The organism is Shimazuella soli, from assembly GCF_022511585.1.
Classification (GTDB): Bacteria; Bacillota; Bacilli; order Thermoactinomycetales; family Thermoactinomycetaceae; genus Shimazuella; species Shimazuella soli.
This window is the reverse complement of the sequence record NZ_JAKWBN010000003.1, coordinates 203,145-226,094: the sequence shown is the minus strand read 5'-3', so window position 1 is coordinate 226,094 and position 22,950 is coordinate 203,145. Positions and strand designations below refer to the sequence as shown.

At 40.2% G+C, this 22,950-nt stretch carries 28 protein-coding genes and 2 pseudogenes; 17 read left to right on the top strand and 13 right to left on the bottom strand.

Going from position 1 to position 22,950, the window contains the following annotated elements; all coding sequences use genetic code 11:
* Window position 1: 1 nt before the first annotated feature.
* Window positions 2–274, bottom strand: a complete 273-nt coding sequence (locus MK805_RS09590; RefSeq protein WP_240875514.1) for a hypothetical protein — start codon at window positions 272–274, stop codon at window positions 2–4.
* 298 nt (window positions 275–572) lie between these two features.
* Between MK805_RS09590 and MK805_RS09585 the strand changes: the two genes are divergently transcribed.
* Window positions 573–1,961, top strand: a complete 1,389-nt coding sequence (locus tag MK805_RS09585; protein ID WP_240875512.1) for a helix-turn-helix domain-containing protein — start codon at window positions 573–575, stop codon at window positions 1,959–1,961.
* 243 nt (window positions 1,962–2,204) lie between these two features.
* Here MK805_RS09585 and MK805_RS09580 read toward each other — a convergent pair whose 3' ends face one another.
* Both MK805_RS09580 and MK805_RS09575 read right to left on the bottom strand, forming a co-directional pair.
* Window positions 2,205–2,498, bottom strand: a complete 294-nt coding sequence (locus MK805_RS09580; RefSeq protein ID WP_240875511.1) for a hypothetical protein — start codon at window positions 2,496–2,498, stop codon at window positions 2,205–2,207.
* Between the two features lie 151 nt (window positions 2,499–2,649).
* The gene (locus MK805_RS09575) at window positions 2,650–2,880 is read right to left on the bottom strand and encodes a helix-turn-helix transcriptional regulator (protein ID WP_240875509.1); all 231 of its coding nucleotides are present in this window, start codon (window positions 2,878–2,880) and stop codon (window positions 2,650–2,652) included.
* A 485-nt stretch (window positions 2,881–3,365) separates the two neighbouring features.
* Here MK805_RS09575 and MK805_RS09570 point away from each other — a divergent pair, with 485 nt between their 5' ends.
* From MK805_RS09570 to MK805_RS09530, 9 genes and pseudogenes are all read left to right on the top strand, one after another.
* Window positions 3,366–3,728: a DUF1048 domain-containing protein gene (locus MK805_RS09570; RefSeq protein WP_240875508.1), complete on the top strand. Its 363-nt coding sequence runs from the start codon at window positions 3,366–3,368 to the stop codon at window positions 3,726–3,728.
* 173 nt (window positions 3,729–3,901) lie between these two features.
* Window positions 3,902–4,288, top strand: coding sequence for a DUF1048 domain-containing protein (locus MK805_RS09565; protein WP_240875506.1), 387 nt, complete (start codon window positions 3,902–3,904; stop codon window positions 4,286–4,288).
* Between the two features lie 442 nt (window positions 4,289–4,730).
* Complete coding sequence (locus tag MK805_RS09560) at window positions 4,731–5,957, top strand: serine hydrolase domain-containing protein (protein ID WP_240875880.1); 1,227 nt, start codon at window positions 4,731–4,733, stop codon at window positions 5,955–5,957.
* A gap of 409 nt (window positions 5,958–6,366) precedes the next feature.
* A complete protein-coding gene (locus MK805_RS09555; protein WP_240875503.1) occupies window positions 6,367–6,954 on the top strand; it encodes a TetR/AcrR family transcriptional regulator in 588 nt (195 codons plus the stop codon).
* A gap of 123 nt (window positions 6,955–7,077) precedes the next feature.
* Window positions 7,078–7,632: a DUF6022 family protein gene (locus MK805_RS09550; RefSeq protein ID WP_240875501.1), complete on the top strand. Its 555-nt coding sequence runs from the start codon at window positions 7,078–7,080 to the stop codon at window positions 7,630–7,632.
* Window positions 7,633–7,691: 59 nt separating this feature from the next.
* Window positions 7,692–7,865, top strand: a complete 174-nt coding sequence (locus MK805_RS09545) for a VOC family protein (RefSeq protein ID WP_338057494.1) — start codon at window positions 7,692–7,694, stop codon at window positions 7,863–7,865.
* A gap of 106 nt (window positions 7,866–7,971) precedes the next feature.
* Window positions 7,972–8,385 (top strand): DUF4267 domain-containing protein, encoded by a 414-nt coding sequence (locus tag MK805_RS09540; RefSeq protein WP_240875500.1) that lies wholly within the window; start codon window positions 7,972–7,974, stop codon window positions 8,383–8,385.
* A 232-nt stretch (window positions 8,386–8,617) separates the two neighbouring features.
* The gene (locus MK805_RS09535) at window positions 8,618–8,791 is read left to right on the top strand and encodes a hypothetical protein (RefSeq protein WP_240875499.1); all 174 of its coding nucleotides are present in this window, start codon (window positions 8,618–8,620) and stop codon (window positions 8,789–8,791) included.
* Window positions 8,775–8,822, top strand: a pseudogene (locus tag MK805_RS09530) (hypothetical protein); the annotation flags it as partial. The gene MK805_RS09535 and the pseudogene MK805_RS09530, both read left to right, overlap by 17 nt.
* Before the next feature lie 299 nt (window positions 8,823–9,121).
* On the opposite strand, the gene MK805_RS09525 reads toward MK805_RS09530, so the two are convergent.
* From MK805_RS09525 to MK805_RS09510, 4 genes are all read right to left on the bottom strand, one after another.
* Window positions 9,122–9,871, bottom strand: a complete 750-nt coding sequence (locus MK805_RS09525) for an ABC transporter permease (protein WP_240875498.1) — start codon at window positions 9,869–9,871, stop codon at window positions 9,122–9,124.
* Entirely contained in the window at window positions 9,872–10,633 is a 762-nt protein-coding gene (locus MK805_RS09520) for an ABC transporter ATP-binding protein (protein WP_240875497.1), read from the bottom strand.
* A 172-nt stretch (window positions 10,634–10,805) separates the two neighbouring features.
* Window positions 10,806–11,147, bottom strand: coding sequence for a DUF1048 domain-containing protein (locus MK805_RS09515; protein ID WP_240875496.1), 342 nt, complete (start codon window positions 11,145–11,147; stop codon window positions 10,806–10,808).
* A 70-nt stretch (window positions 11,148–11,217) separates the two neighbouring features.
* Window positions 11,218–11,538 (bottom strand): PadR family transcriptional regulator, encoded by a 321-nt coding sequence (locus MK805_RS09510; protein WP_240875495.1) that lies wholly within the window; start codon window positions 11,536–11,538, stop codon window positions 11,218–11,220.
* A gap of 639 nt (window positions 11,539–12,177) precedes the next feature.
* Between MK805_RS09510 and MK805_RS09505 the strand changes: the two genes are divergently transcribed.
* From MK805_RS09505 to MK805_RS09490, 4 genes and pseudogenes are all read left to right on the top strand, one after another.
* Window positions 12,178–12,501, top strand: a complete 324-nt coding sequence (locus tag MK805_RS09505) for a PadR family transcriptional regulator (protein ID WP_240875493.1) — start codon at window positions 12,178–12,180, stop codon at window positions 12,499–12,501.
* A complete protein-coding gene (locus MK805_RS09500; protein WP_240875491.1) occupies window positions 12,501–12,884 on the top strand; it encodes a DUF1048 domain-containing protein in 384 nt (127 codons plus the stop codon). The genes MK805_RS09505 and MK805_RS09500 overlap by 1 nt, the downstream gene beginning before the upstream one ends.
* Before the next feature lie 277 nt (window positions 12,885–13,161).
* A pseudogene (locus MK805_RS09495) lies at window positions 13,162–13,497 on the top strand (DUF1048 domain-containing protein); the annotation flags it as partial.
* Window positions 13,498–13,551: 54 nt separating this feature from the next.
* Window positions 13,552–14,826: a serine hydrolase domain-containing protein gene (locus MK805_RS09490; protein WP_240875879.1), complete on the top strand. Its 1,275-nt coding sequence runs from the start codon at window positions 13,552–13,554 to the stop codon at window positions 14,824–14,826.
* Window positions 14,827–15,169: 343 nt separating this feature from the next.
* On the opposite strand, the gene MK805_RS09485 is transcribed toward MK805_RS09490, so the two are convergent.
* Entirely contained in the window at window positions 15,170–16,399 is a 1,230-nt protein-coding gene (locus tag MK805_RS09485; RefSeq protein ID WP_240875489.1) for a serine hydroxymethyltransferase, read from the bottom strand.
* 308 nt (window positions 16,400–16,707) lie between these two features.
* Between MK805_RS09485 and MK805_RS09480 the strand changes: the two genes are divergently transcribed.
* Window positions 16,708–17,952 (top strand): macrolide family glycosyltransferase, encoded by a 1,245-nt coding sequence (locus tag MK805_RS09480; protein WP_240875487.1) that lies wholly within the window; start codon window positions 16,708–16,710, stop codon window positions 17,950–17,952.
* A gap of 148 nt (window positions 17,953–18,100) precedes the next feature.
* Here the strand turns inward: MK805_RS09480 and MK805_RS09475 are convergent, their stop codons facing one another.
* From MK805_RS09475 to MK805_RS09455, 5 genes are all read right to left on the bottom strand, one after another.
* Entirely contained in the window at window positions 18,101–18,520 is a 420-nt protein-coding gene (locus tag MK805_RS09475; RefSeq protein WP_240875483.1) for a DMT family transporter, read from the bottom strand.
* 108 nt (window positions 18,521–18,628) lie between these two features.
* Window positions 18,629–19,177: a TIGR01440 family protein gene (locus MK805_RS09470; protein ID WP_240875482.1), complete on the bottom strand. Its 549-nt coding sequence runs from the start codon at window positions 19,175–19,177 to the stop codon at window positions 18,629–18,631.
* Window positions 19,178–19,621, bottom strand: coding sequence for a ribose 5-phosphate isomerase B (gene rpiB, locus MK805_RS09465; RefSeq protein WP_240875481.1), 444 nt, complete (start codon window positions 19,619–19,621; stop codon window positions 19,178–19,180).
* Window positions 19,622–19,629: 8 nt separating this feature from the next.
* Window positions 19,630–20,079, bottom strand: a complete 450-nt coding sequence (locus MK805_RS09460; protein WP_240875480.1) for a low molecular weight protein arginine phosphatase — start codon at window positions 20,077–20,079, stop codon at window positions 19,630–19,632.
* A gap of 94 nt (window positions 20,080–20,173) precedes the next feature.
* Entirely contained in the window at window positions 20,174–20,737 is a 564-nt protein-coding gene (locus tag MK805_RS09455; RefSeq protein ID WP_240875478.1) for a manganese efflux pump MntP, read from the bottom strand.
* A gap of 292 nt (window positions 20,738–21,029) precedes the next feature.
* Between MK805_RS09455 and MK805_RS09450 the strand changes: the two genes are divergently transcribed.
* Together MK805_RS09450 and MK805_RS09445 are read left to right on the top strand one after the other, a co-directional pair.
* Window positions 21,030–21,797: an SDR family NAD(P)-dependent oxidoreductase gene (locus MK805_RS09450; protein ID WP_240875477.1), complete on the top strand. Its 768-nt coding sequence runs from the start codon at window positions 21,030–21,032 to the stop codon at window positions 21,795–21,797.
* A gap of 332 nt (window positions 21,798–22,129) precedes the next feature.
* Window positions 22,130–22,897: an SDR family NAD(P)-dependent oxidoreductase gene (locus MK805_RS09445; RefSeq protein ID WP_240875476.1), complete on the top strand. Its 768-nt coding sequence runs from the start codon at window positions 22,130–22,132 to the stop codon at window positions 22,895–22,897.
* Window positions 22,898–22,950 lie beyond the last annotated feature (53 nt).

The window sequence follows — 22,950 nt, the reverse complement described above, 5'->3', positions numbered from 1 at the left end:
TTCACCTCTGATGTTTTGTATTTGCGATTTGTTGTAATCGCCTAATTTCCATGCGAATCAAAGCATGTATCCATCTTTCATGGTGATCCAATCCATACGGAAAGAGAAACCGAACAATATATTCCTTCTCTAAACATCGGAGTTCTTCCACCACTTCCTGCTTATGCTGATGCATCACATCCACTGAATATTGGTGTTTATCTGCTATTTCCTGTAAGACGTTCGTCACTTCCAGCGGGATCGTTTTGTTTTCTATTATCCAATCTAAATCCATGCGGGATATAAGTTCATCACTGGAATACTCGCTTTTCTTCGTCTCATAGCAGCCCCCTCTTTCTAGGAAAAAATCACCTATTGCTTCTTTATCTGGAATTGTACTATAATTCCGATTAATATTAAAATTTCATAAATAGATTACTATCGATCTATATAAAATCTAAATAATGATCAATTTACAATTAATTAAATCGATACTTTTATTGATTTCGTTTTTAGGATTGTAATTCAGATATTTCTTCCCCTTTCCACTCACTTTTTCAAGAAAAAATTATTTCAACTGGAGGTAAATAGAAATGTATCATTGGAATTTAGCAAAAATGGGCAGGCTGCTGCGAGATAAGCGGAAAAAAGCGGGTATTAACATGACAGCATTAGCAGATAAACATATTTCGATGGCGACCATATCGGATATCGAGACAGGAAAGCGGAAGGTCGGGGAGAAAAAGATACGCTATTATTGCGAAAAGCTAGGAATTAATTACGATCAACTGCTGACTTTGTTGGAAGAAAAAGAAGAGGATTATGAAAGACAAGCAGCCAGAATCCGCCTAAGACTGCAAGCCATCGAAGATGAAATCAAATATACAAGTCCAAAAACCGCATTGCGCAGCTTAAAAGAAATCCAATCGAAACTAAAGAAAAATGATGTCTTTCAATGTGTCCTTACCTTTTTATTTGCAAAGTGTTACCTCAAAGATAAAAAGCGGGAAAAAGCCTATGACTACTATCTCAAAGCGATTCGCTTATATGAAGAACATCAAAGCGACCCCGAAATACAGCAAAGCAACATCAAAGCAGCCAGTTTATATGGACTGGGGATCATTTATTACCGGCAAAATGATTTAGAAAAAGCGTTGTCATGTACAATCGATGGTTTGGAACACTTTACTCCTCATGCAAAGCGAAGCGTCTTTAAATATGCTTTACTCATCAATCAAGCGATTTTTATGGAGAAGATGGGGGATCGGGATAATGAAGCCTTACAAATTTTAGAGGAGAAAATGTGGCCTTACCTGCATGAAATCGATTCAGAAATTGTGCTAACAATGTATGATCTGCAAGCAACACTCTACAATAAATTCCGAATGTACCCCAAAGCGATTGAGTATGCAGAAAAAGGCATTGAACTCGCCCGAGATGTAGGAAATATAGACCGAGGATATGAGTTGTGGACCACACTGGGAAAAATTTATATTAACTTACAGCAATTTGATTTAGCGAAAATTTGTTTTGAAGCGACTTCCAAGCTAGAAGATAAAGTAAAGAGACAATTCCTCTCTGTTTCTATTTATAACAACACCCAACTTGCATTGCTTTATTTAAATGAGAAAGATTTAGAGAAAGCAGCAAGAAGCATAGAAAATGCTATCTACCTAGCAAAAGAGAAAAATGACAAGCTAGGTCTCTGCGAAGCTTTTATTGTACAAGCGGATTATTATTTTATTTTAGGAAGTAGCAAAGATGCAGTTATTTTATTAGAAAAAGCTATGGAAATTGCGGATCAGTACTCCCTTCAAACACAAACGTTAACCATCGTATTGAAATTATCACAATACTATGCAACGATAGATACAATAAAACAACAAGAATATTCTATTTTATTTTGCAATCTTAGCGACCAATATGCTAGGAGGAATCAAATACATGGCACAAGTTACTCTTCGGTTTACAAAACCACCTGACCACTAAACATTTCGAAAGGAGACACAAGAGATGAAACGAGTCACTTTTCGGTTTACAGACCCAGATGATGAAAAGTAAACAAAAATGCTCAGAAAGATTAGGATAAAAAAGTCAAGGATAATACTTAGCATCCTTGACTCTTTCCTATAAAACAATCCTTTTCAGCGAATCAAAACGATAAACCATTTGAAAATCCGCATACCAATGCCGGGCTCAACTCTATTGTTTTTCCTGCTATTCCCTTACAATTTCTTACTTAAATACACCCAATAACCCAATCCCAAAATGATCGTAAGAGACATAAGAGTGGTGATACAAACTCTCAGTTGTGTATAATCGATCGTTTTCCACCCTGTAACAAAGATAACAAGTGCCAATCCAACCCATAAAAATACAAGCAGGAAACGAAATAATTTGTAACCCATCAATTGCGCTCTTTCATCTTTGCCTTCTTTTGAAATCAAAATTACCAATACGATTAAAGCCAAAAAAGCAAATACAGCCAATCCATTTGTAATGGTGATAATTGTTCCCATTATCTTCTCTCCTCTTTAACCTGTTGAAATACTTTCATTCATCTTCCAATCCATTAGCATCTTTAGACTTTTAGGATCAAACCTATTACTAAAGCGAGACTAATAAAAACCAGCACAGCTAATGGTCTATGATCCATCCATACTCTCCTCATCATTTCCCCACTTCTCCTTTGTTGTATTGAAACACTTCATTGATATCTACTCCAAAAGCATTTGCAATTTCAAAACCTAGTGCTAGAGAAGGAGTATATTTCCCCTTCTCAATTGAAATGATGGTTTGCCTGCTCACCCCTGCCTTTTGGGCGAGCTCTTGTTGCGTCATTTTATATTCCGCTCTTAAAACGGCTATTCGATTGATCAACTCTCCGGCTCTTTCTCCCATTCACACACCACCTTAACCAAATGTAAAGTTTGTTTTACTCATTGTAATGTTTATTTTACCTAATGTAAAGTAATTTTTACTTTTTGTAAGCTCTATTTTACTTTTAATCACAGAACCAGCAATTGCACTTCGAACTTTAAATGGATCAACAAAATGAAAAAACCGATATTTACTTCATATCGGTCTGTTTTACACAGAAAAGAAAAAGATCACACAGTTATATTCTTCTTAAGCTCCTGAAAAAGGTAATTTCAAATACACTACAAGCGATCGCCTACTTGCATGTCCAGAAAGACTGAATGAGTGTATCATTGATTCTCTTCAAACCATTTCAAAAAAAATAAATCAGACGATTGACACTGCCATCTACTTAGTATTATTATATAGAAGTACTGAGTGATACAAAATAGAAACAGAACGCAATCAACTTCAAGCCTTTTGGCGTTTTATCCCATCAAAAATAAACGAATTAAAGGAGAATCAAGATGGAAAATATTTTTACAACTTTAAACAGATGGAAAAAAGGAAAAGCCGAATATAAAAGATACAAAAAACGGATGAATGCTCTGCCAAGCAATTATCAAACCATGATGAAAGAGATAGAGCACTATTTATGGACTTTTGAGTCTGGTGCTGATGATGGCATGGGCATGATTAAGATCCTGACGGATGTAGTGAAACGATTTGAATCAAACGCTCAAGAAGGAAAGGATGTACTGGATGCAGTGGGTCAAGATATCAGTGGTTTTTGCGATGATCTTCTAAAAGACGTTAAGACTGAAACATGGGAGGAGCAAAGAAAGAAACAACTGAATCAAACCATATACAAAAGACTTAGAAGAGCCTGACAGAAACCTCTCTAGAAAAAAATTAAATCAGACTATTGACACGGCTGACTACTATGTATTACTATATAGAAGTAATAAGTGATACAAAATAGAAAAAGACGAAATCAACTTCAAATCTTTTGGCGTAAATGAGATTTAACCATCAAAAATAAATGCATAAAAGGAGAATCAAAATGGAGAAAAATATTTTTTCAAAATTAATAGATTTGGCTATTGGAGCGAAATGGAAACAAGAAAGAGAAGAATATAAAAGGTACAAAAAACGGATGAATGATCTGTCAAAGGATTATCGAATCGTGATGAAAGAGATAGAGAATTATTTATTGACTTTTGCATCCGACACGGAATCTACCATGGCTATATTTAAAGCACTAAGAGACATACTGGAACTTTTTGAGTCAAGTGCACAAGAGAGAAAGGATGTGCTGGATGTAGTAGGGCAGGATATTGGTGGTTTTTGCGATGACCTGTTACAGCAACTTCAAGTGCAAACCTGGACCGAAAAAAGAAAACAACAATGGAGCGATAACATTCGCAAAAAGTTCAGTAAAGGAGCATAACGATGGCACAAAACTAGACTGCACTCCTCCAAAAAAATAAATAGACGATTGACACCGCCTACTACCTAGTTTTACTATATATCGCTGAGTGTTACTTAATAGGAGAGAGATTCACTTTGGAAAACTCGACTGAGATGCTAAAGGAAGTGCGGATGATGCGGAAGGATGAAATAAAAAACAAACCTAATCAACAAATATTTCTAGATGGGAGACAGCCTAATAAAAGCCAATAAAGAGTTTTACCAATAAGTATAATAATACTATTTATATAAATAAAATTATACCTATCTTTAGTAATATTCATCCTTTATACTAAATGAGGATGAATATATATGTGACGATCATTAGGGCTGATAAAAAAGTAAAAAAAAGAAACCAAATGAAAAAGATGACAACAGAAGATTCTCGCTCATTAGGAAATAGAAAAAAGGAGAGATGCATGATGGGACAAAGTAACAAAGGCTTCTCCAAAACAGGGCTGCAAAAAATACGCGAAGTGCTGACACGTTATGTTGATTCCGGAAAGATTCCTGGGATCGTTGCCCTAGTCAGCCGGAATGATGAAACACATGTCGAAGAGATCGGCACGATGCGCCATGATGGTGGCGCGCCGATGCGCCGGGACACGATCTTTCGGATGGCTTCAACGTCCAAGCCGGTCGCAGTGGCGGCGGCGATGATTTTGCTTGATGAGTGCAAGCTGCGGCTGGACGACCTAGTAGAGCAGTGGCTGCCGGAGCTCGCCAATCGGCAGGTACTGAAACGGATCGACGGACCATTGGATGATACCGTGCCGGCAAAACGCCCGATCACCGTACGGGACGTACTGACCTCCACGTTCGGACTCGGCATGGATATGACAGCACTGGGCACTCCGATCATGAACGCGATCTTAGGGCAGGGACTGACTCCCAATGTGCCACCGATGCCTGATCCGGATGAGTGGCTGCGCCGCCTTGGTGCGCTTCCGCTGATGCACCAACCCGGAGAGCGCTGGCAGTACCAGATCAGCAACGATCTAATCGGTGTGCTCGTAGCCAGAGTCACCGGCCAGTCATATGGGGCGTTCCTGCGCGAACGCATCTTCGAGCCGTTAGGCATGAAGGACACTGGTTTCTACGTTCCCGAAAGCAAGATCGACCGGCTGCCGCCCCTCTACGCTCCCGATCCGCAAACCGGAGAGTTCCACGTGTGGGATGAGGCCAAGGGGGGACTCCACAGCCAGCCTCCGGCGTTCGAGAGCGGTGGCGGCGGACTTTCTTCCACCGTTGATGACTATTACGCCTACTTCAAGATGCTGCTGAATCACGGGATGCATGGGAACAAACGGATCTTGTCCAAACAAGCTGTCGAACTGATGACCACCAACCGCCTCACGCCCGAGCAGCTGGCAGCCCGGGACGAATTGGCCAGAAACAGTGTACATGTATCATTTGGCCAAGGTCAGCACGGCGGCTGGGGCTTCGGGATGGCAGTGCGTACTTACCGCGGCGACTACGCACCCATCGGCCAGTTTGGCTGGGACGGCGGAAGCGGCACCTCGACCTATGCCGATCCTGAAAACCAGCTCATCGGAATCCTGCTCACCCAAGTTGGAGCGTCCGTTCCGGATCCGGTTCATCTTATGCTCGACTTCTGGACCATGGTCTACCAAGCAATCGAAGACTAAGATCAGTCGACTTAGGTCTTATTTAAAAGAAAACGCCAAGCCAGAACTCATAGGCTTGGCGTATATTTTTGTTCATATGAGATTCTAATATTAGAATTTACATATATCCATCTGCTTTGCGGATAATTCATTTATTCGTTTAAAAACAAGGATTACTAAACATTTTTAGGAACTTAAGTACTGAAAAATAGTCGTGAAAGTCATCTTAATCCTTTATATATCAAGGATTTACCTCTTAAAAGCCCTATGGGATCAGCCACCATCCATTGTGGCTTTGGTAACAGGTACCACTTAAAAGCAAGCTGGATAATCAAACAGACAACCCACATTGAATTTAATATCTTGACTTCTCGCTATATTGTGCTATGATAATGATAGTTACTAATAACTAACATTAACGAGTGGTGGAATGATGCAGAAATCAGAAACAGGGACCGCAGACCGGATTTTACAGGCAGCCATACAACTGATGAAGGACAAAGGTTTTAAAGCAGTTACCATTAAAGAAATTGCACAAAGTGCACAAGTAAGCGAAATGACGATTTTCCGGCATTTTGAGACGAAAAAAAGGTTATTGGAGACCGCAATTGAAAAACACTCCATTGTTACATCATTCCAAAATCTTTTTGAAACCCAAATTACATGGGAGCTGGAAAAAGATTTGTATCTCATCGCTTCGACTTATTTGGACCAAATGGAAGCAAACCGTTCTATTTTCCTTATTTCTGTCCAAGAGCGAACGACAATGCCAGAGTTAAGTTATCATGTCTCCCATAATCCAAAAAAACTAAAACAATCCTTAGCTCACTATTTTCAAGTGATGAGTGAAAAAAAGAAAGCAAAGATCGAAGACCCAGATAAACAAGCAATCTCTTTCTTAACTTTCTTTTTTGGATATTTTGCTTCTCTCACATTCCTAGGAAACCAATTTATTACGGATTCAAAGGAAGATTTTATCCAACATTGTGTGCAAACCTATTGCCGCGGTATCACTTAATTTTTTTTGCTTCAAAATGTTAGTGACTAATAACTATCATTTATTCCTGCTGTCTCTTGTCTCTATCATCCATTGATAGACAGAAGAGGCGGAAACGCCAATACCTTACAGGAGTGATGTGTCATGACCGCAACACTTGTTTCCTATCTCGAAAAAAATCAAAATAAAGCCAAGATTTTTGCTGTTGGCCAATTTCTAGAAGATCATGTAACCGCAACCTGGGATGTTATCTTAACAGAGAAGAAAGCACAGTTGGACCATGCATTTGCAACCGTAGGTGAACCTTCGTATGGAACCTATTTAAACTTCCTCTACCAAAATATCCATTCCCAGTTGAAAGATGCTGGGCTACGGGTTTCTACCCGACTCCCTGGTGATATGGAAATTTCAAGAGAATGGGGAACAAACCCAGATGAATCCGATCAGTATCGCTGCATGTGGAGTACATTGTATGAACATGAAACGGATGAGCCGCTTGGAACCATCGTCACTGTTTTGCCACATGATCATACTCAGTTTCGCGTACCAGCAAAACCGCCTGTCTTCGCTTTAGCAGAAACAACCAAAGATGAAGTTGTAGCAACTCTGTCCAAACGGTATGCAGCATTCGATTTTGCTAATCTTCCTGAATTCCATGTTTATGTCGCTCAGTTAAGAGCCAATCAAAAGAATCAATAGTTTATCCTTCCCCTCACTCTATTGGGTGAGTCATCGGTTCCATATCCAAAAACTTTCATGTGGGGTTCAGTCAAGAAAGCAAAGAGCAAGTGAATCAGATCAATCAACGCTTAAAAGAAGATGGATATACAGTAAAACCTCCAACACAATTGCATACATGGACGTTTTATGTTGAAACACCAGATAATTTTACGGTTGAAGTCTATCATGAAGTAGATCGAAATAAGCGTTGACGAAAAAAATTCCTTCATAGAAGTACCGTACTTAAAAATGCGGTACTTCACGTTATATTTCCATTATTTTAAAAATATAGTAGAGCTGAAAAAGGAGATCGACAAAATGAGTCCATTCTATTGGGGACCAAAGGCTGTAACGTTTTGGCTGGTAGGTGTTGTTACACTATTGCTGTTGTGGATAGGAGTAGAAGGATTTCTTACTCCAGAAACGGCAATACAAAGTTTTGGACTGCCATTGCAAAATGCCGCGGACAAATCCATTGTTTGGATTAAAGCGGACCGTGATTTATTCCTAGGAGTATTTTTACTAGCTTTGATGGTGCTTCGGATGAGAAAAGCATCCATGGTATTTTTATTAGCTGCAGCAGGTATGCCTGTAGTAGATGCGATTTTAGTATTGCAAAATGCAGTAGATAAAACGCCATCATGGATTCATATCGTAACAGTAGTATACATGTTGATCGTGAGTTGGATGTTGTACCAACAAGAGAAAAAAGCAAAACATTCCAATGAATAGAAAAGCAGGAGGACAATCTCCTGTTTTTCTGCATGTGTTCGCAATCATTATCATACGCAACCTTTCCTTTTATTCCTAAAAAACCATGAAATATGGATATCATAACGCGGTTTTCATTCGTGTGTATCCGCAGAAAGAGATATTATGGAAATTTTGGAGCGTTAATATGAGCAGTTGGAGAAAAAGAAGTTATCCAGCAGTTGGTTTCACACCATGCCAGAATTAAAAAACGGTGATCTATTGGGTTGGCAAAAACCTCATACCAGATAATCCTTGTGATGAGGTAGAGCTGATCCCAGAAGATCGTTTTAAAACAAAGTGGATAGATAAACAGGTAGAGCGTCGATTGATCACAGCACTTATGGGCAAGAGGTTACTTTTGTGCGACAGTTGGTGCTGTGAATAAGGAAACCATTTGCAACTATATGGAAGGATAGCAAGATGAGCAGGATGATGTGTTTAATATTAAGGAATAACAGGCTTTAGCCTGAATATGCGACTTTCTTCAGTCGCAATGGGAACCTACCGGCTTTAGTCCGTAGTGGTTCAGTTTACTCTTCACCACAGATGAATCCTTTCACACAGAACCAACAATTGAACGACGAAATCGGCCAACGGAAGTAAATAACAGCATAGAAAAAAATCGATTCCTTTTATGTTTAGGAACCGATTTTTTAATTTGGCTTATTAAGCTCAAAGGCTGACTATTGGTATAGCTAATCCCATAATGGTGTTTTTACCCTAAATGACGTTTAAATTGTTTACTGGCGAAAAAGTAAGAGATGACCATGATGCCGACGCACCAAGCAAGCGCGATCCAAATACCGTTGCCAACAGATCCTCCATATAAGAGAGCACGAATGGTATTCACGATGGAAGTCACTGGCTGGTTCTCAGCAAACACACGGACCATTTTAGGCATGGTTTCAGTAGGAACAAACGCCGAACTGATAAATGGCAGGAAAACCAGCGGGTATGAATAGGCTGTCGCCCCTTCCATAGACTTCGCTGTCAATCCGGGAATGACCGCCAGCCATGTCAGCGCCAGCGTAAACAGCCCGAGTATCCCAGCTACTGAGAGCCAATCCAGGATATCCGCATTGGAACGGAAACCCATCAAGAGAGCGATGAGGATAACCACCACGACAGTAAGCGCATTGGAAACAAGCGAAGTCCATACGTGAGCCCACAAAATCGACGAACGCTTGATGGGCATGGTAATGAAACGCGCCATCAGTCCGCTCTTTACATCCGTAAACAGCCGCAGGGAAGTGTAAGCGACGCCGGATGCAATAGCCATCAGCAAGATTCCTGGCAATAAATAATTGACGTAGTTGTCCGTGCCTGTCTTTATGGCGCCGCCAAATACGTAGACAAACAGCAGCATCATCATAATCGGCGTAATCGCCACCGTGATAATCGTATCCGGGCTGCGCATGATGTTGCGCATTAAACGCCCTAGTAATACCCCTGTTTTGCTTTTCATTTACATCTCCTCCTTTTTGCCGATGATCGAGAGGAAAATCTCCTCCAATGTCGGCTGCTTCTCGATGTACTCCACTTTCGCTGGCGGGAACATCGCTTTGAGTTCAGTAAGGGTACCTGTCGCAATGATTTTCCCGCCATGCAGGATGGCGATACGATCCGCCAGTTGTTCGGCTTCCTCCAGGTACTGGGTCGTCAGCAAGATGGTCGTGCCGCCGTCGGCAAGCTCCTTGACGGTATTCCAAACTTCAATCCGCGCTTCGGGATCAAGCCCTGTCGTCGGTTCATCGAGAAAAATGACCGCTGGCGTCCCAATCAGGCTCATGGCGATGTCAAGTCTCCGCTTCATCCCGCCGGAATATTGGTCCGCCCGCCGATTGGCTGCATCGGTCAGGCTGAATCTGGCAAGCAGATTGTCCGCGACTTGTGCGGGATTGGACACACCCCGCAACTTGGCGATCATTATCAGGTTTTCCCGTCCTGTGTGCATGCCGTCTAAAGCTGCGAATTGTCCTGTCAGGCTGATGCCCTGGCGGACATGATCCGGTTGACGCTGGACGTCAAAGCCGCTAATAGCTACTTCGCCGCTATCAGGCTTCATCAGCGTCGAGAGGATGTTGACCGTCGTCGTCTTGCCCGCTCCATTCGAGCCCAGCAGTGCGAAAATTTCGCCGCGCCGCACCTCAAAATCCACTCCCTTTAAGACTTCCTTGTCTTTAAAGGATTTCTTTAACCCTTTTACAGAAATTGCTGCATTGCTCATACTTTTTTCCTCCTTATAAAAGCGCCTTGCAAAGTTGGATTTCCTATATATCCTCCTATTTAGTCTGACTGATAATCTGTACCACTTATTACTAGGTTAAAAATATAACTGAATAGCGAAGGCTGCAATTCACATTTGTAACCAGCTAATCAGTTGGCATTATCTATTGAATTTATTTTTTTCTCAATTGCTTCATGATACTCTGATTCAAATCTTCACGATACTTAGCGACATAAGTTTTAGCGTTTGTCACTAGTTCGTCGGCAAAAGACGCTACATCATCTCCGGTGATTTCCAGCACTTGTCTGCCTTCTGCCGCACCGGCTTCGAACAACTCGATTAATTCATACTGAATGCGCAGCATATCCATCCCGTTGCCCGCTGAGAAATTCCACATGTAGGTTTGAATTTTCTTAAATACAAACTGGTAGTCCTCTGGCAGGGCTTCCACTCGTGCCATCATCATCTTATATTCTTTTTTATCAGCAATCATTTTTTTGAACATTTCCATCATGTTATTTTACCTCCTTATTTATAAAGCTAACAAGACACTCCAAAAGCATCGGACAAAATATCTTATGAAGCTAAATTGACTTTAAGGCGTTGATTTTTGATGATACAAAATCCCATTTTTTCCAAAACAATTCAAGTTCTTGGCGACCAGCCTCATTAAGGGAGTAAAACTTGCGAGGCGGTCCCATATCTGACGGTTTCTTTTCAATGTTCACAAGTTTTTTCTTTTCTAATCGCACGAGGATGGTGTAGACCGTCCCTTCCACGACTTCAGTAAACCCAAGATCGTTCAGTCGGCGGGTAATCTCGTAGCCATAGGTTTCATGACGGCTGATGATTTCCAAGACACAGCCTTCCAGCGAACCCTTCAGCATTTCAGTTAAATTTTCCATATTCTTAAGCCTCCTTTATTTCGTCCCTCCTCAATGAAGTCTGACTTATATTCAGTATTTTGGGGAAACACACTATTAAGTATTACTCATTACATGTACACTGTAACACTGATTAGTAGAGGGTGTCAACATTTTTCTTAAAATATTTTTGCGCCTTACTATTCAGTGGTGTCGGTATTAAGTGAAACTAACTACAGGTAAATAGTAACACGTAGTAGACAAACTTGTCAACTGGATTTCCAAGATATTTTTAAAAACAGCTATCCCCATTGGATACGGCCGATATTCTTTATGGAGATTTTACTTCTTCCTATTATAAAGAGGTTGTTGCATAAATCTAATTTGAACAATGAACAAAGTTGTTTATGTTTTCCGCCACTGCCCACTGAAAACCACAAAGAACCCCATCGATGCAAAGCGAGACTAGGAGCTTTGCGACTTAGCGAGACTTGTGCCCTTGGTGCAAAGCGAGACTAAAAGTTCAATTGATGGCTGGCATGTCCAGAATTACGCTAAAAAGTCATCATCTATTCCCTGCAATCCATTTTAAGAAAAAATAAATCAGACTATTGACACGGCTATCTAATCAGTATTATTATGTAGTAGTATTAAGTTATACAAAGTAGGGAGGTGTTCGTTATGGAAAATTTGACGGAGATGCTAAAAGGGGTTTTGGAAGGTTGTGTCTTGGAAATCATCAGCCGAAAAGAAACATATGGCTATGAGATCGTGAGAAGGCTGAATACTCTAGGCTTTGAAGATGTTGTCGAAGGAACCGTATATACCATTTTACTGCGGCTGGAAAAGAAAAAATTAGTCGACATTCAAAAAAAGCCATCGAAAATCGGACCGCCCCGAAAGTTCTACACACTCAACAATGCGGGACGAAGTCAACTCCATACCTCTTGGCGCAAATGGGCTTTTGTCACATCAAAAATAAGTGAGTTAAAAGGAGAATTATAATGGATAATATTTTTTTGAATTTGAAAGATTTGATTTTGGGGGAGAATTGGAAACAGGAAAAAGAGGAATATAAAAAGTACAAAAAACGGATAAATGCTCTGCCAAGGGATTATCAGATCGTGATGAATGAGATCGAAAATTATTTATTTACTTTTGCATCCGACACGGACTCTACCATGGCCATATTACAAGTGCTAAGAGATGTGCTGGAACTATTTGAATCCAGTTCTCAAGAGGGAAAGGATGTACTTGACGTAGTGGGACAGAATGTCGGTGATTTTTGCGATGATCTGTTAAAAGAAATTCAGGTTCCAACATGGACGGGACAAAACAAAGAACAACTAAACCAAACCATACACAAAATGCTTAGAAAAGATAAATAATAATATCGCATACTGAAATCCTTTCAGAAAAAAATAAATTACCCTATTGACACCTCACCTACTTAGTATTATTATATAGTTGTACTAAGTAATACGCAGTAGTAGAAGTGCTCCAGCTCTGGGATATTTGACCGAGTTGCTAAAGGGAATTCGATAGAAAAGAACAAATAGGACCACCTAGAAAATTCTACTCACTGAACATGAACAGTCAAAATCAACTCCAAACCTTTTGGCGAAATGGGATTTTACACATCAAAAATGAATGAATTAAAGGAGAATGAAGATGGAATACAATATTGTTTCGATTTTAAAGAGATGGAAAGAAGAAAAAGCCGAATATAAACGTTACAAAAAACGAATTCATTCACTGCCAAGAGATTATCAGATCGTGATGAATGAGATCGAAAATTACTTATGGAATTCTGCATCTAACCATGACTCCGCTATGATCATGTTTAAAATGATGCAAGATATATTAGAATTTTTCGAATCAAATGCACAAGAGGGAATAGATGTGCTGGATGTAGTGGGTCAGGATGTAGGCGAATTTTGCGATGATCTGTTGCACGAGCTTCGAGGGCAAACCTGGATCGAAACAAGAAAAGAACAATGGAACGAAAAAATTCGCAAAAAGCTCGGAAAAGAGAAAGTAAGAGAGGGAAACCAAATGGAAAAGAACACAACAGAAGATTTTAGTCTGTCAGAAAATACAAAGGGACGAACCAACAAAGGATTCTCCGAAACAGGGCTTCGCAAAATGCGTGAGGTACTAGCACAGCATGTCGATTCTGGGAAGATTCCAGGGCTCGTCGCTCTAGTCAGCCGAAACGGCGAGACCCATGTCGAAGCACTTGGCACAATGCGCCATGATGGCGGTGCACCGATGCGCCGGAACACGATCTTCCGACTGGCGTCCACTACCAAACCAATCACGGTTTCAGCGGTAATGGTCCTGCTCGATGAGTGCAAACTGCGCTTGGACGACCCAGTAGACCAATGGCTGCCTGAACTCGCCAACCGGCAAGTGCTGAAACGTCCGGACGGTCCACTGGATGAAACTGTACCAGCGCGGCGCCCAATCACCGTGCGTGATCTGATGACTTCCACATTCGGGCTTGGAGTGGATCATTCGTTGCTGGGCTCCCCGATCATGAACGCGTTCTTTGAGAGTGGGGTATTTGACACACCAGGGCAGGAAATGCCTGATCCAGATGAGTTTATGCGACGCCTAGGCAAACTCCCGTTGATCTACCAGCCCGGAGAGCGCTGGCAGTACCATATCAGCCTTGAAGTGCTCGGTGTGCTCGTTGCCAGAGTTACAGGTCAGACATTCGAAGAGTTCCTGCGCGAACGCATTCTCGATCCACTGGGAATGAAAGACACCGGTTTCTATGTGCCCGAGAGCAAGATTGACCGGCTGCCGCCTGCCTACATCCCCGATCCGCAGACCGGAGAGTTCAACGTGTGGGACGAGGCAGCAGGCGGACGCTACAGCAAGCCTCCAGCGTTCCAAGCAGGCGGCGGTGGGCTGCTCACAACCGTTGACGACTATCATGCATATTTGCAGATGCTGCTGAACCACGGGATGTACGGAAACAAACGAATCCTGTCCCAACCCGCAGTTCAGCTGATGACCACCAACCGCCTAACGCCAGAACAACTAGCCTCTCGGGAAGAATTGGCCAGAAACAATGTCCATTTGTCATTTGGCCAAGGGCAGCACGGCGGATGGGGCTTCGGAATGGCAGTGCGCACCTACCGCGGCGACTACGCGTCTATCGGCCAGTTCGGCTGGGACGGCGGAAGCGGCACCGCGGCATACGCTGACCCAGAGAAACAGCTCATTGGAATTCTGTTCACCCAAGTTGGGATGTCCACTCCAGATTCAGCACATGTTATCCAAGACTTTTGGACTACTGTCTACCAGGCAATCGAAGACTGATTCCTTGATCAGTCAAGATTTAGGTATTGTTTAAAAAACGCCAAGCCGAGAAGCATACTCAGGCTTGGCGTATATTTTTGTTAATAGGAATATCTAATATTAGGATTTACATATATGTCCATCTACTTTGCAGGTGACCAGCTTAGCTGCGAACCTTGATCCAAATACTGTCTGTTCGGTCTCTGATCTTCCATTAAAGCGACTGGTTGCTGATTAATTGCTTCAACAACTTGACAAAATTAGGTTTTTCAGTGGACAGTGAGCCAAAAAATTCCTCATCGATTCTTTCAATGACAGGTAACTACTGATTGGTTTAAACATAAAAAGACATGAGTCCGGATGCTTACGCATATAAAGGAAACTGACTTGTCAACTTCGCAACTCGTGCTCGTGCTTTTTCAGCCGTAGAAGCATCTTCTCTCTCTTTCAATGTAAGAGCGATAATAGCTGCGATCTCGGCCATCGCCTCTTCATCCATGCCACGACTGGTTGCAGCTGGAGTTCCGATGCGAATACCACTTGTTACAAAAGGACTTTCTGGATCAAATGGGATTGCATTTTTGTTCGTGGTAATGCCTACTTGATCAAGCAAATGCTCCGCTTCTTTTCCAGTTAATCCGAGGTTTCGAACATCGATGAGCAAGAGATGGTTATCTGTTCCACCAGAAATCAGTTTTAGACCATGTTCCACTAGTTGATCCCCGAGTACTTTTGCATTTTTCACTACTTGCGCCCCATATGCTTGGAAAGATTCACTAAGTGCCTCTCCTAATGCTACAGCTTTCGCCGCGATCACATGCATCAATGGACCGCCTTGAATTCCAGGGAAAATCGATTTATCGATGGCCTTGGCATACTTTTCTTTGCACAAGATCATTCCGCCACGTGGACCGCGAAGGGTTTTATGAGTGGTGGTCGTAACAAAATCTGCATATGGAACTGGGCTTTGATGCTGCCCTGTAGCCACAAGCCCAGCGATATGTGCCATATCGACCATGAATAAAGCTCCAGCCTCATCCGCGATTTCCTTTAACTTCGCAAAATCAAATTCACGAGGATATGCACTTGCCCCAGCTACTAATAACTTTGGTTTATGTTCTAACGCCAATTGGCGTACTTCTTCATAGTTAATGCGATGTGTTTCTGCATCCACACCATAAGCTACAAAATTATATAAGATACCAGAAAAGTTAACAGGACTTCCATGTGTCAAGTGCCCGCCATGAGCAAGATTCATCCCCAATACCGTGTCCCCTGGTTCCAGCACAGTGTGATATACAGCCATATTTGCTTGTGCTCCTGAGTGGGGCTGCACATTGGCATGCTCTGCACCAAAAAGTTTTTTCGCACGGTCACGAGCTAAGTTTTCTACGATATCTACATGCTCACAGCCACCATAGTATCTTTTCCCAGGATAACCTTCTGCATATTTGTTAGTAAGCACAGAGCCCTGTGCCTCCATGACTGCGGGACTTACAAAATTTTCGGAAGCAATCAATTCAATATTGTTTTGTTGTCTCTTTAATTCAAGCTGAATTGCTTCAAAAACTTGTGAATCTTGATCTTTTAACATGGGTTTTCCCCCTATTTCCGAATATTTTCCTCTATCATCATAACAAATGTTAATATTTTTTGCTACCGTCCCATTACATTAATTTCATATCCATTTCACCAGATGCCTGTTTCCTTATTTTTCGTATACCTTGCTTCCTTCATACAATGAACTCATTTTACTACTACGCCTAATACATGTCGATTTTTAGAACAAACAAATATAAAAGTATTTATATATTGTATAATCTGAATAATTTATACATTTTTTTCAGATTTACGTTCTCCATTCATACAATAAAATGATACGATTTTTATATTTGAAATGAGGTGTTTATAATAGCTAAGGTATTAGTCGTCAATTATTTAGGAGAAGGACATGTTAATCCTTCTATTGGTCTTATAAAAGAACTAGTCCAGCGTGGTGAACAAGTCACTTATTACACAAGTGACCTGTATAAAGAAAAGTTACAACAAACAGGGGCAGAATTCCGTCCGATCTCCATGAAAGCACAAGCATTGATGAAAGAGCTTGTAGCAAATTTCCAAGATCATAAAAACAAAAGCCCCGTTATTGGAAATATGGATAAAATGATGCAGTCCATGGAATGGATTACGGATGAAATTTTAGCAGATATTCAAAATGAAGTTTATGATTATGTAATATTTGATGCCCAAAGTTTCCCTGGGAAATGGGTAGCAGACATAAAGAAATTACCATCATATGCACTTTGGTCTACTTTCGCTTCCAGTGAAAAGACGAGCTTTTTCAAAAAAGTAATGGAAAAATGGTCACCTGAAATGAAAGAACAATTTCTAGCAAAACAACAAGAAATGGAGCAAATCACAAAACGATTAGAACAAAAGTATGGTGTTCCCATCCCTAGTTTTCTAACTGGAATGGTCGTCGATGCCGAACTGCACATCATCTTTACTTCACGCTTGTTTCAACCAGAGTCAGAACATTACAATGAAAATTATGTATTTGTGGGGCCATCTGTCACAGATCGACCAGAGCAATTGGATTTCCCGATTGAAGAAATTCAAAACAGACGTGTTGTGTACATGGCATTAGGTACGATTGTTAATAAGCGAGTAGATCTGTACCAAATGTGCATAGAAGCTTTAAAAGATCTCGATGTAAAAGTTGTTCTCAGCATTGGGAATTATTTATCACCAGATGACATTGGATCGATCCCTGATAACTTTATCGTGCGCAATTATGTCCCTCAATTGGAAGTTTTAAATCATAGTGATGTTTTCATCACGCACTGTGGAATGAACAGCACAAACGAAGGATTATATTTTGGAAATGCCCTTGTCATGCTACCACTTGTAAACGATCAACCAGTTGTGGCAGAACGGGTAGAGAAGCTAGGGGCCGGCCTCTTGCTTGATCCACAAAACTTAGATGCAGATACATTGCGAAAATCGGTTCTAGAAGCTTTAAACAATCCTGTATACAAAGAAAACAGCTTAAAAATAAGCCGTTCTTTTCAAAAAGCTGGTGGATATGTTAAAGCAGTGGATGAATTGTTAAAAAGTACAAGAAAAAAAACAACAAATAATTTATAAAGATTAAAGAAAAAACTCCTAATCCAGAGAAAAGGAATACTTTCAAAATTGACAAAAAGCACTTCTGAGAGAAAACTCAGAGGTGCCTCTTCGATTTGAATCTACCACTTTTTACTGTTTTTATATTTTCTTCAAAAAACTTTTCCTTTTATGTCCCTTTATATATACAGATCATTCCTGAAATCAGCAATAAAACTCCAATAAGGCGAGGTGTATTAAATAACACTTGTGTACTTTGAAACAAACCAAAATGATCGATAACCATACTCATAATAATCTGACCTATGACTACACAAACTAACGCAAGACCTATACCTACCCTTGGAACTGAAAAAGCTAGAACAGATATGTATATTGCCCCTAACATTCCTCCAATCAACTGCCATTTAGGAACATCTACAACTGCATAAAGATTTCCTTTTCCCATAAACATAACCACAATAAACAAACAGATAGTTCCGATAACGAAAGAAACTAAAGCTGCTTGAACCGATCCAATTGCTCTGCCCAGTGCCCCATTGATACTTCCTTGAATGCTCAATCCAAATCCAGATAAAACCAGAAGCATAGGGATTATAATATTTTTCATATTTTAAGAGCCTCGATTTTAATAATTTTATACTATCGGTAAATGATATTTACCAAAAGAACGCCACTGTCAGCGCTCTTTTGGCATTTATTCATTTTCTAGTATATAAACAGCACGACTTCCCCCGATTAACTTTGGTCTAGTCCTCGCCATCGTAACATAAGCTTGTCCAATATAAGACTTTTTGGGGCGTACGGGAACTGCCACAGGTTTTAAATGCATTCCGATCAATGTACTGCCTATATCTATTCCCGCATCTGCCGCTATGGATTCTACTAATATACTATCTGGCAGTTGGCGAAACGCATATGAAGCCATCGCTCCTCCAGCATGTCTTACTGGTACTGCTGCAACTTCTGTTAGATGTAAACGCGTGGCTGTTTCTCTCGACACAACAAGTGCACGATTGAGGTGTTCACAGCATTGAAAAGCGAGCATAAATCCAAATCGCTGCCTATATTCGGAGAAGACCTCATAAATAGACTCAGCAACTCGATCGCTTCCATAGCTCCCAATTCGCTCACCTAACACTTCGCTCGTACTCACACCAACGACAAGCAATTTCTGTTCATCAAGCGGAAAAGCATCAAGTAAATCTTGGAGAGCCGCTACTGTCTCCTGATGAATCTGTTCCATTTAAAGCAATTCCTCAAGTTTGGCGATCTTTTTAATACGTCTTTCATGTCTACTGCCTTGGAAAGAAGCTTTAAGCCATGCATCAATAATCGACAATGCCAAATCTCGGCCAACTACTCGCTCACCAAGACAGAGGATGTTGGCATTGTTGTGTTCACGGCTCATTTTGGCAGAAAACTCATCAGAAACAACCGCTGCACGAATTCCTCTAATTTTATTTGCAGCGATGGACATGCCTATGCCTGTCCCACAAACTAAAATACCTAAATCCACTTCTTTATTTACCACTTTATTCCCTACAGGAGCTGCATAATCAGGGTAATCGACAGACTCTTCCACATATGCACCACAATCTTCAAATGCGATTTCTTTTGACTCTAGATAACTGATGATCTCTTTCTTTAAGTGAATTCCACCATGATCTGAACCAAGTGCTATTTTCATTTTTTAAACTACTCCCTCGACCACTTTTTTATTAGGTCTTCCAGATGCTGATGTATCTCTTCTGCACATCGACGATATACTTCAACAGAAGAACCATATGGGTCTATAATATCAAATGAATCATCTGTTATATATTCTGTTAGTGTATAAACTTTTTTATCCGACGAAGGCGATTCTAACAAAATTGCATTTTTGTGTTGAAGTGTCATGGTAAGAATCACATCTGCCCATTCGAGTAGTTCATGATCTAATCTTTGAGCACAATGGTCTGTTTGGATACCTTCTGAAGTCAGCACTTCTTTCGCTTGTGGGCTAATATCGGCTCCAGGTACAGCATAAATTCCCGCTGAACGAACCTCTAGCGGGAATTGTTTTTGTTTTGACATATGGGTAAGAATTGCTTCTGCCATCGGACTTCGACATGTGTTACCTGTGCAGACAAACAAAACACGTTTCAACTTATTTCCCACCTTTCTTCATTCCTTTCAGTGGGTATGCGCAAAAAGGACCCCACAACATGTATAACACATTCCAAAAATATTTGACAAATACTTACCAAATAAATTGGACTCCAAGTGTAATGAGAACAAATCCACCGAATACTTCTCCATATTTCCCGATCCAGCTGCCCATTAAACGCCCAAAATACAATCCAAACCAAGACATTATTCCTCCAGCTAATCCACAAAGAAAGACCGTTAACATCGGGTCTGTTGCAAAGAAACCTAAACTTAACCCAGCCGATAGCGAATCTAAACTTACACTGAATGCAATCAGCATGATTCCAATAATCGTTCTATCACTAAATGGTAGAGTATCTTCCCTGTCTTGAATACTCGACCAAAACATTTGTAGACCGAGTAAGCAGAGCAATGCACCACCAATAATAACTGCAATATGGTGAAAGTAAAGACTTAAATACTGTCCAATCCAGATTCCAATCAAAGGCATGAAAATATGAAAAATAGCAATAAAAATACTGATTAAAATGGCTTTGCTACGGGTAGGTTTTCGCATACCAAGACCCAACCCAAGTGAAAAAGCATCCATTCCTAAAGCAATAGCAATGATGCTGAGTGTAAAGAATTGCCCCCATGCCAATGTGTTGATATCCATGGTAACCTCCTTGTCCTTGGTTCATAAGACAAGGTTATGCAGAGAAGAAGAAAGATAGAATCTAGAAAAATAGGGTATGCGAATGATAATGAAATGTGTTCCATTTCTATCACAAAGCTTACATCTTCTCGTGAACTAATTAGCAATTTCTACTTTAAATATCTTGATTATGCTATTATTTCATTATAATTAACTTATATTTAGTTTAATTATCAATCTTTAAAAGATAATTAGCAATTTCTATTAGTTTTTCCGATTTTTATCAGAAAACTCCATGAAAGGGTGAACAAAATTGGATTTTCATGACAAAGTTGTGATGATCACTGGAGCTGCAGGAGCTATTGGGAAGGTATTAAGTAAACGTTTTCACGAAGAAGGAGCTATCTTAGTACTAATCGATAAAGATAAGGAAAGTTTAGATGCATTAAAAAATTTCCTGCCAAAAGATGTTGAAGCATTATACTTCCATGCAGATTGTGCAAACGAGGAGATGGTAGAACATTATGTAAACAAAACAGTGGATTTGTTCGGTGGAATTGATGCATTTGTTCATTGCGTAGGTATTACAGGTGATGTAAAACCTGCTACCACACTCGACACATCTCATTTGATGGAAATTTACCAATCAAATGTTATCACCGCATTTTTAAATTATAAATACGTTTACCCAGTAATGCAAAAGCAACGCTATGGTTCGATTTTGTTTACATCTGCTGTGTTCGGTATTCGCGGCCTGCCACATTTTGCAGCATACTCTACTGCTTGTCATGCATTACTTGGATTTATGAAATCCGTAGCACTTGAAGCAGCACTCACTGGTGTAAGAATAAATGCACTAATACCTGCACCAACTAACTCTCCTGTGATGGAGGAAGTGGAGAAGGCACTATTCCCAAGTGATCCAGACATAGGACGAAAGCATATTTTAGGATTTCTTCCTTTTGGTCGATACGTAGAGCCAGAAGAAATAGCGGAAACAGCGGTGTACATGTCTTCCCATCGAGCGAAATATATTAACGGTACATCTCATATTATTGACGGCGGTATGTTAGCAAAATAATGTATGTAAGCTTGAAACAACTATTACCTTTCTCAATTTCATTTTTATTTGGATGGAATAAACGGCAAAATGGATATATCCCTCACTATTATTAAGTAATCAGTTTGCTGTACATATCCGATAAACAAAAATTAAAAAAGAATCAGGAATTTCAGCACTATCCACGAGATAGACGCAACTCCTAAAAATCGAAAATATTTATTTATAAATCCCATATTTTTTACTCATTTATTCAAAATATAACAAAGAGGGAAGCGATTATGTCATTCCATTAATACAAATAAATAACTTCTCCTCTATGGAGAAAAACCTTTAATAAAGGATGATTCTAGGTGGAATTTAAAGATAAAGTTGTGATGATCACTGGAGCTGCAGGAACGCTTGGGACTTCATTGAGTAAACGATTTCAAGAAGAAGGCGCTATTCTAGTTCTTATTGATAAGGATAATGATAAGTTAGATGAACTAAAAGAAAAATTGCCAATTGGATCAGATTCCATTTTTATTCCAGCTGATTGTAGAGATGATGAACAAGTAAAACTCTATGTCAATAAAACAGTCGATCTATTAGGTAGTATTGATGTCTTAATCAATTGTGTGGGCATTTATGGCCCTATTACCCAAGCTTCTGACATTTCATCACATTACATAATGGATACGTTTGAAACCAATGTATTAACTTCCTTTTTGAATTACAAATATGTGCTGCCAGTCATGCAGAAACAACATAGTGGATGTATCCTTTTTGTATCAGCTGTTTTTGGATTACGAGGGTTGCCATTCTTTTCTGCCTATTCGATGGTATCTCATGCACTGCTTGGATTTATGAAGTCGGCTGCATTGGATTGCGTCTCATCAGGAGTACGAGTAAACGCAGTAATTCCTGCACCTATGAAATCATCTATGATGGATGAAGTGGAGAAAATACTCTTCCCAGATGATCCAATGATGGGAAGACAGCAAATTTTAAGCTTGCTTCCAATGGGACGTTATTTGGAAGCAGATGAAGTAACTGAAAGTATTTTATTTTTAGCTTCTGACAAAGCAAAATACATTACTGGAACATCTCACATTATTGATGGTGGAATGACTGCAAAGTAGTGAAGAAATGGTTATCAAAAAAATATACTTAAGCATCAATACAAATCTGTAAG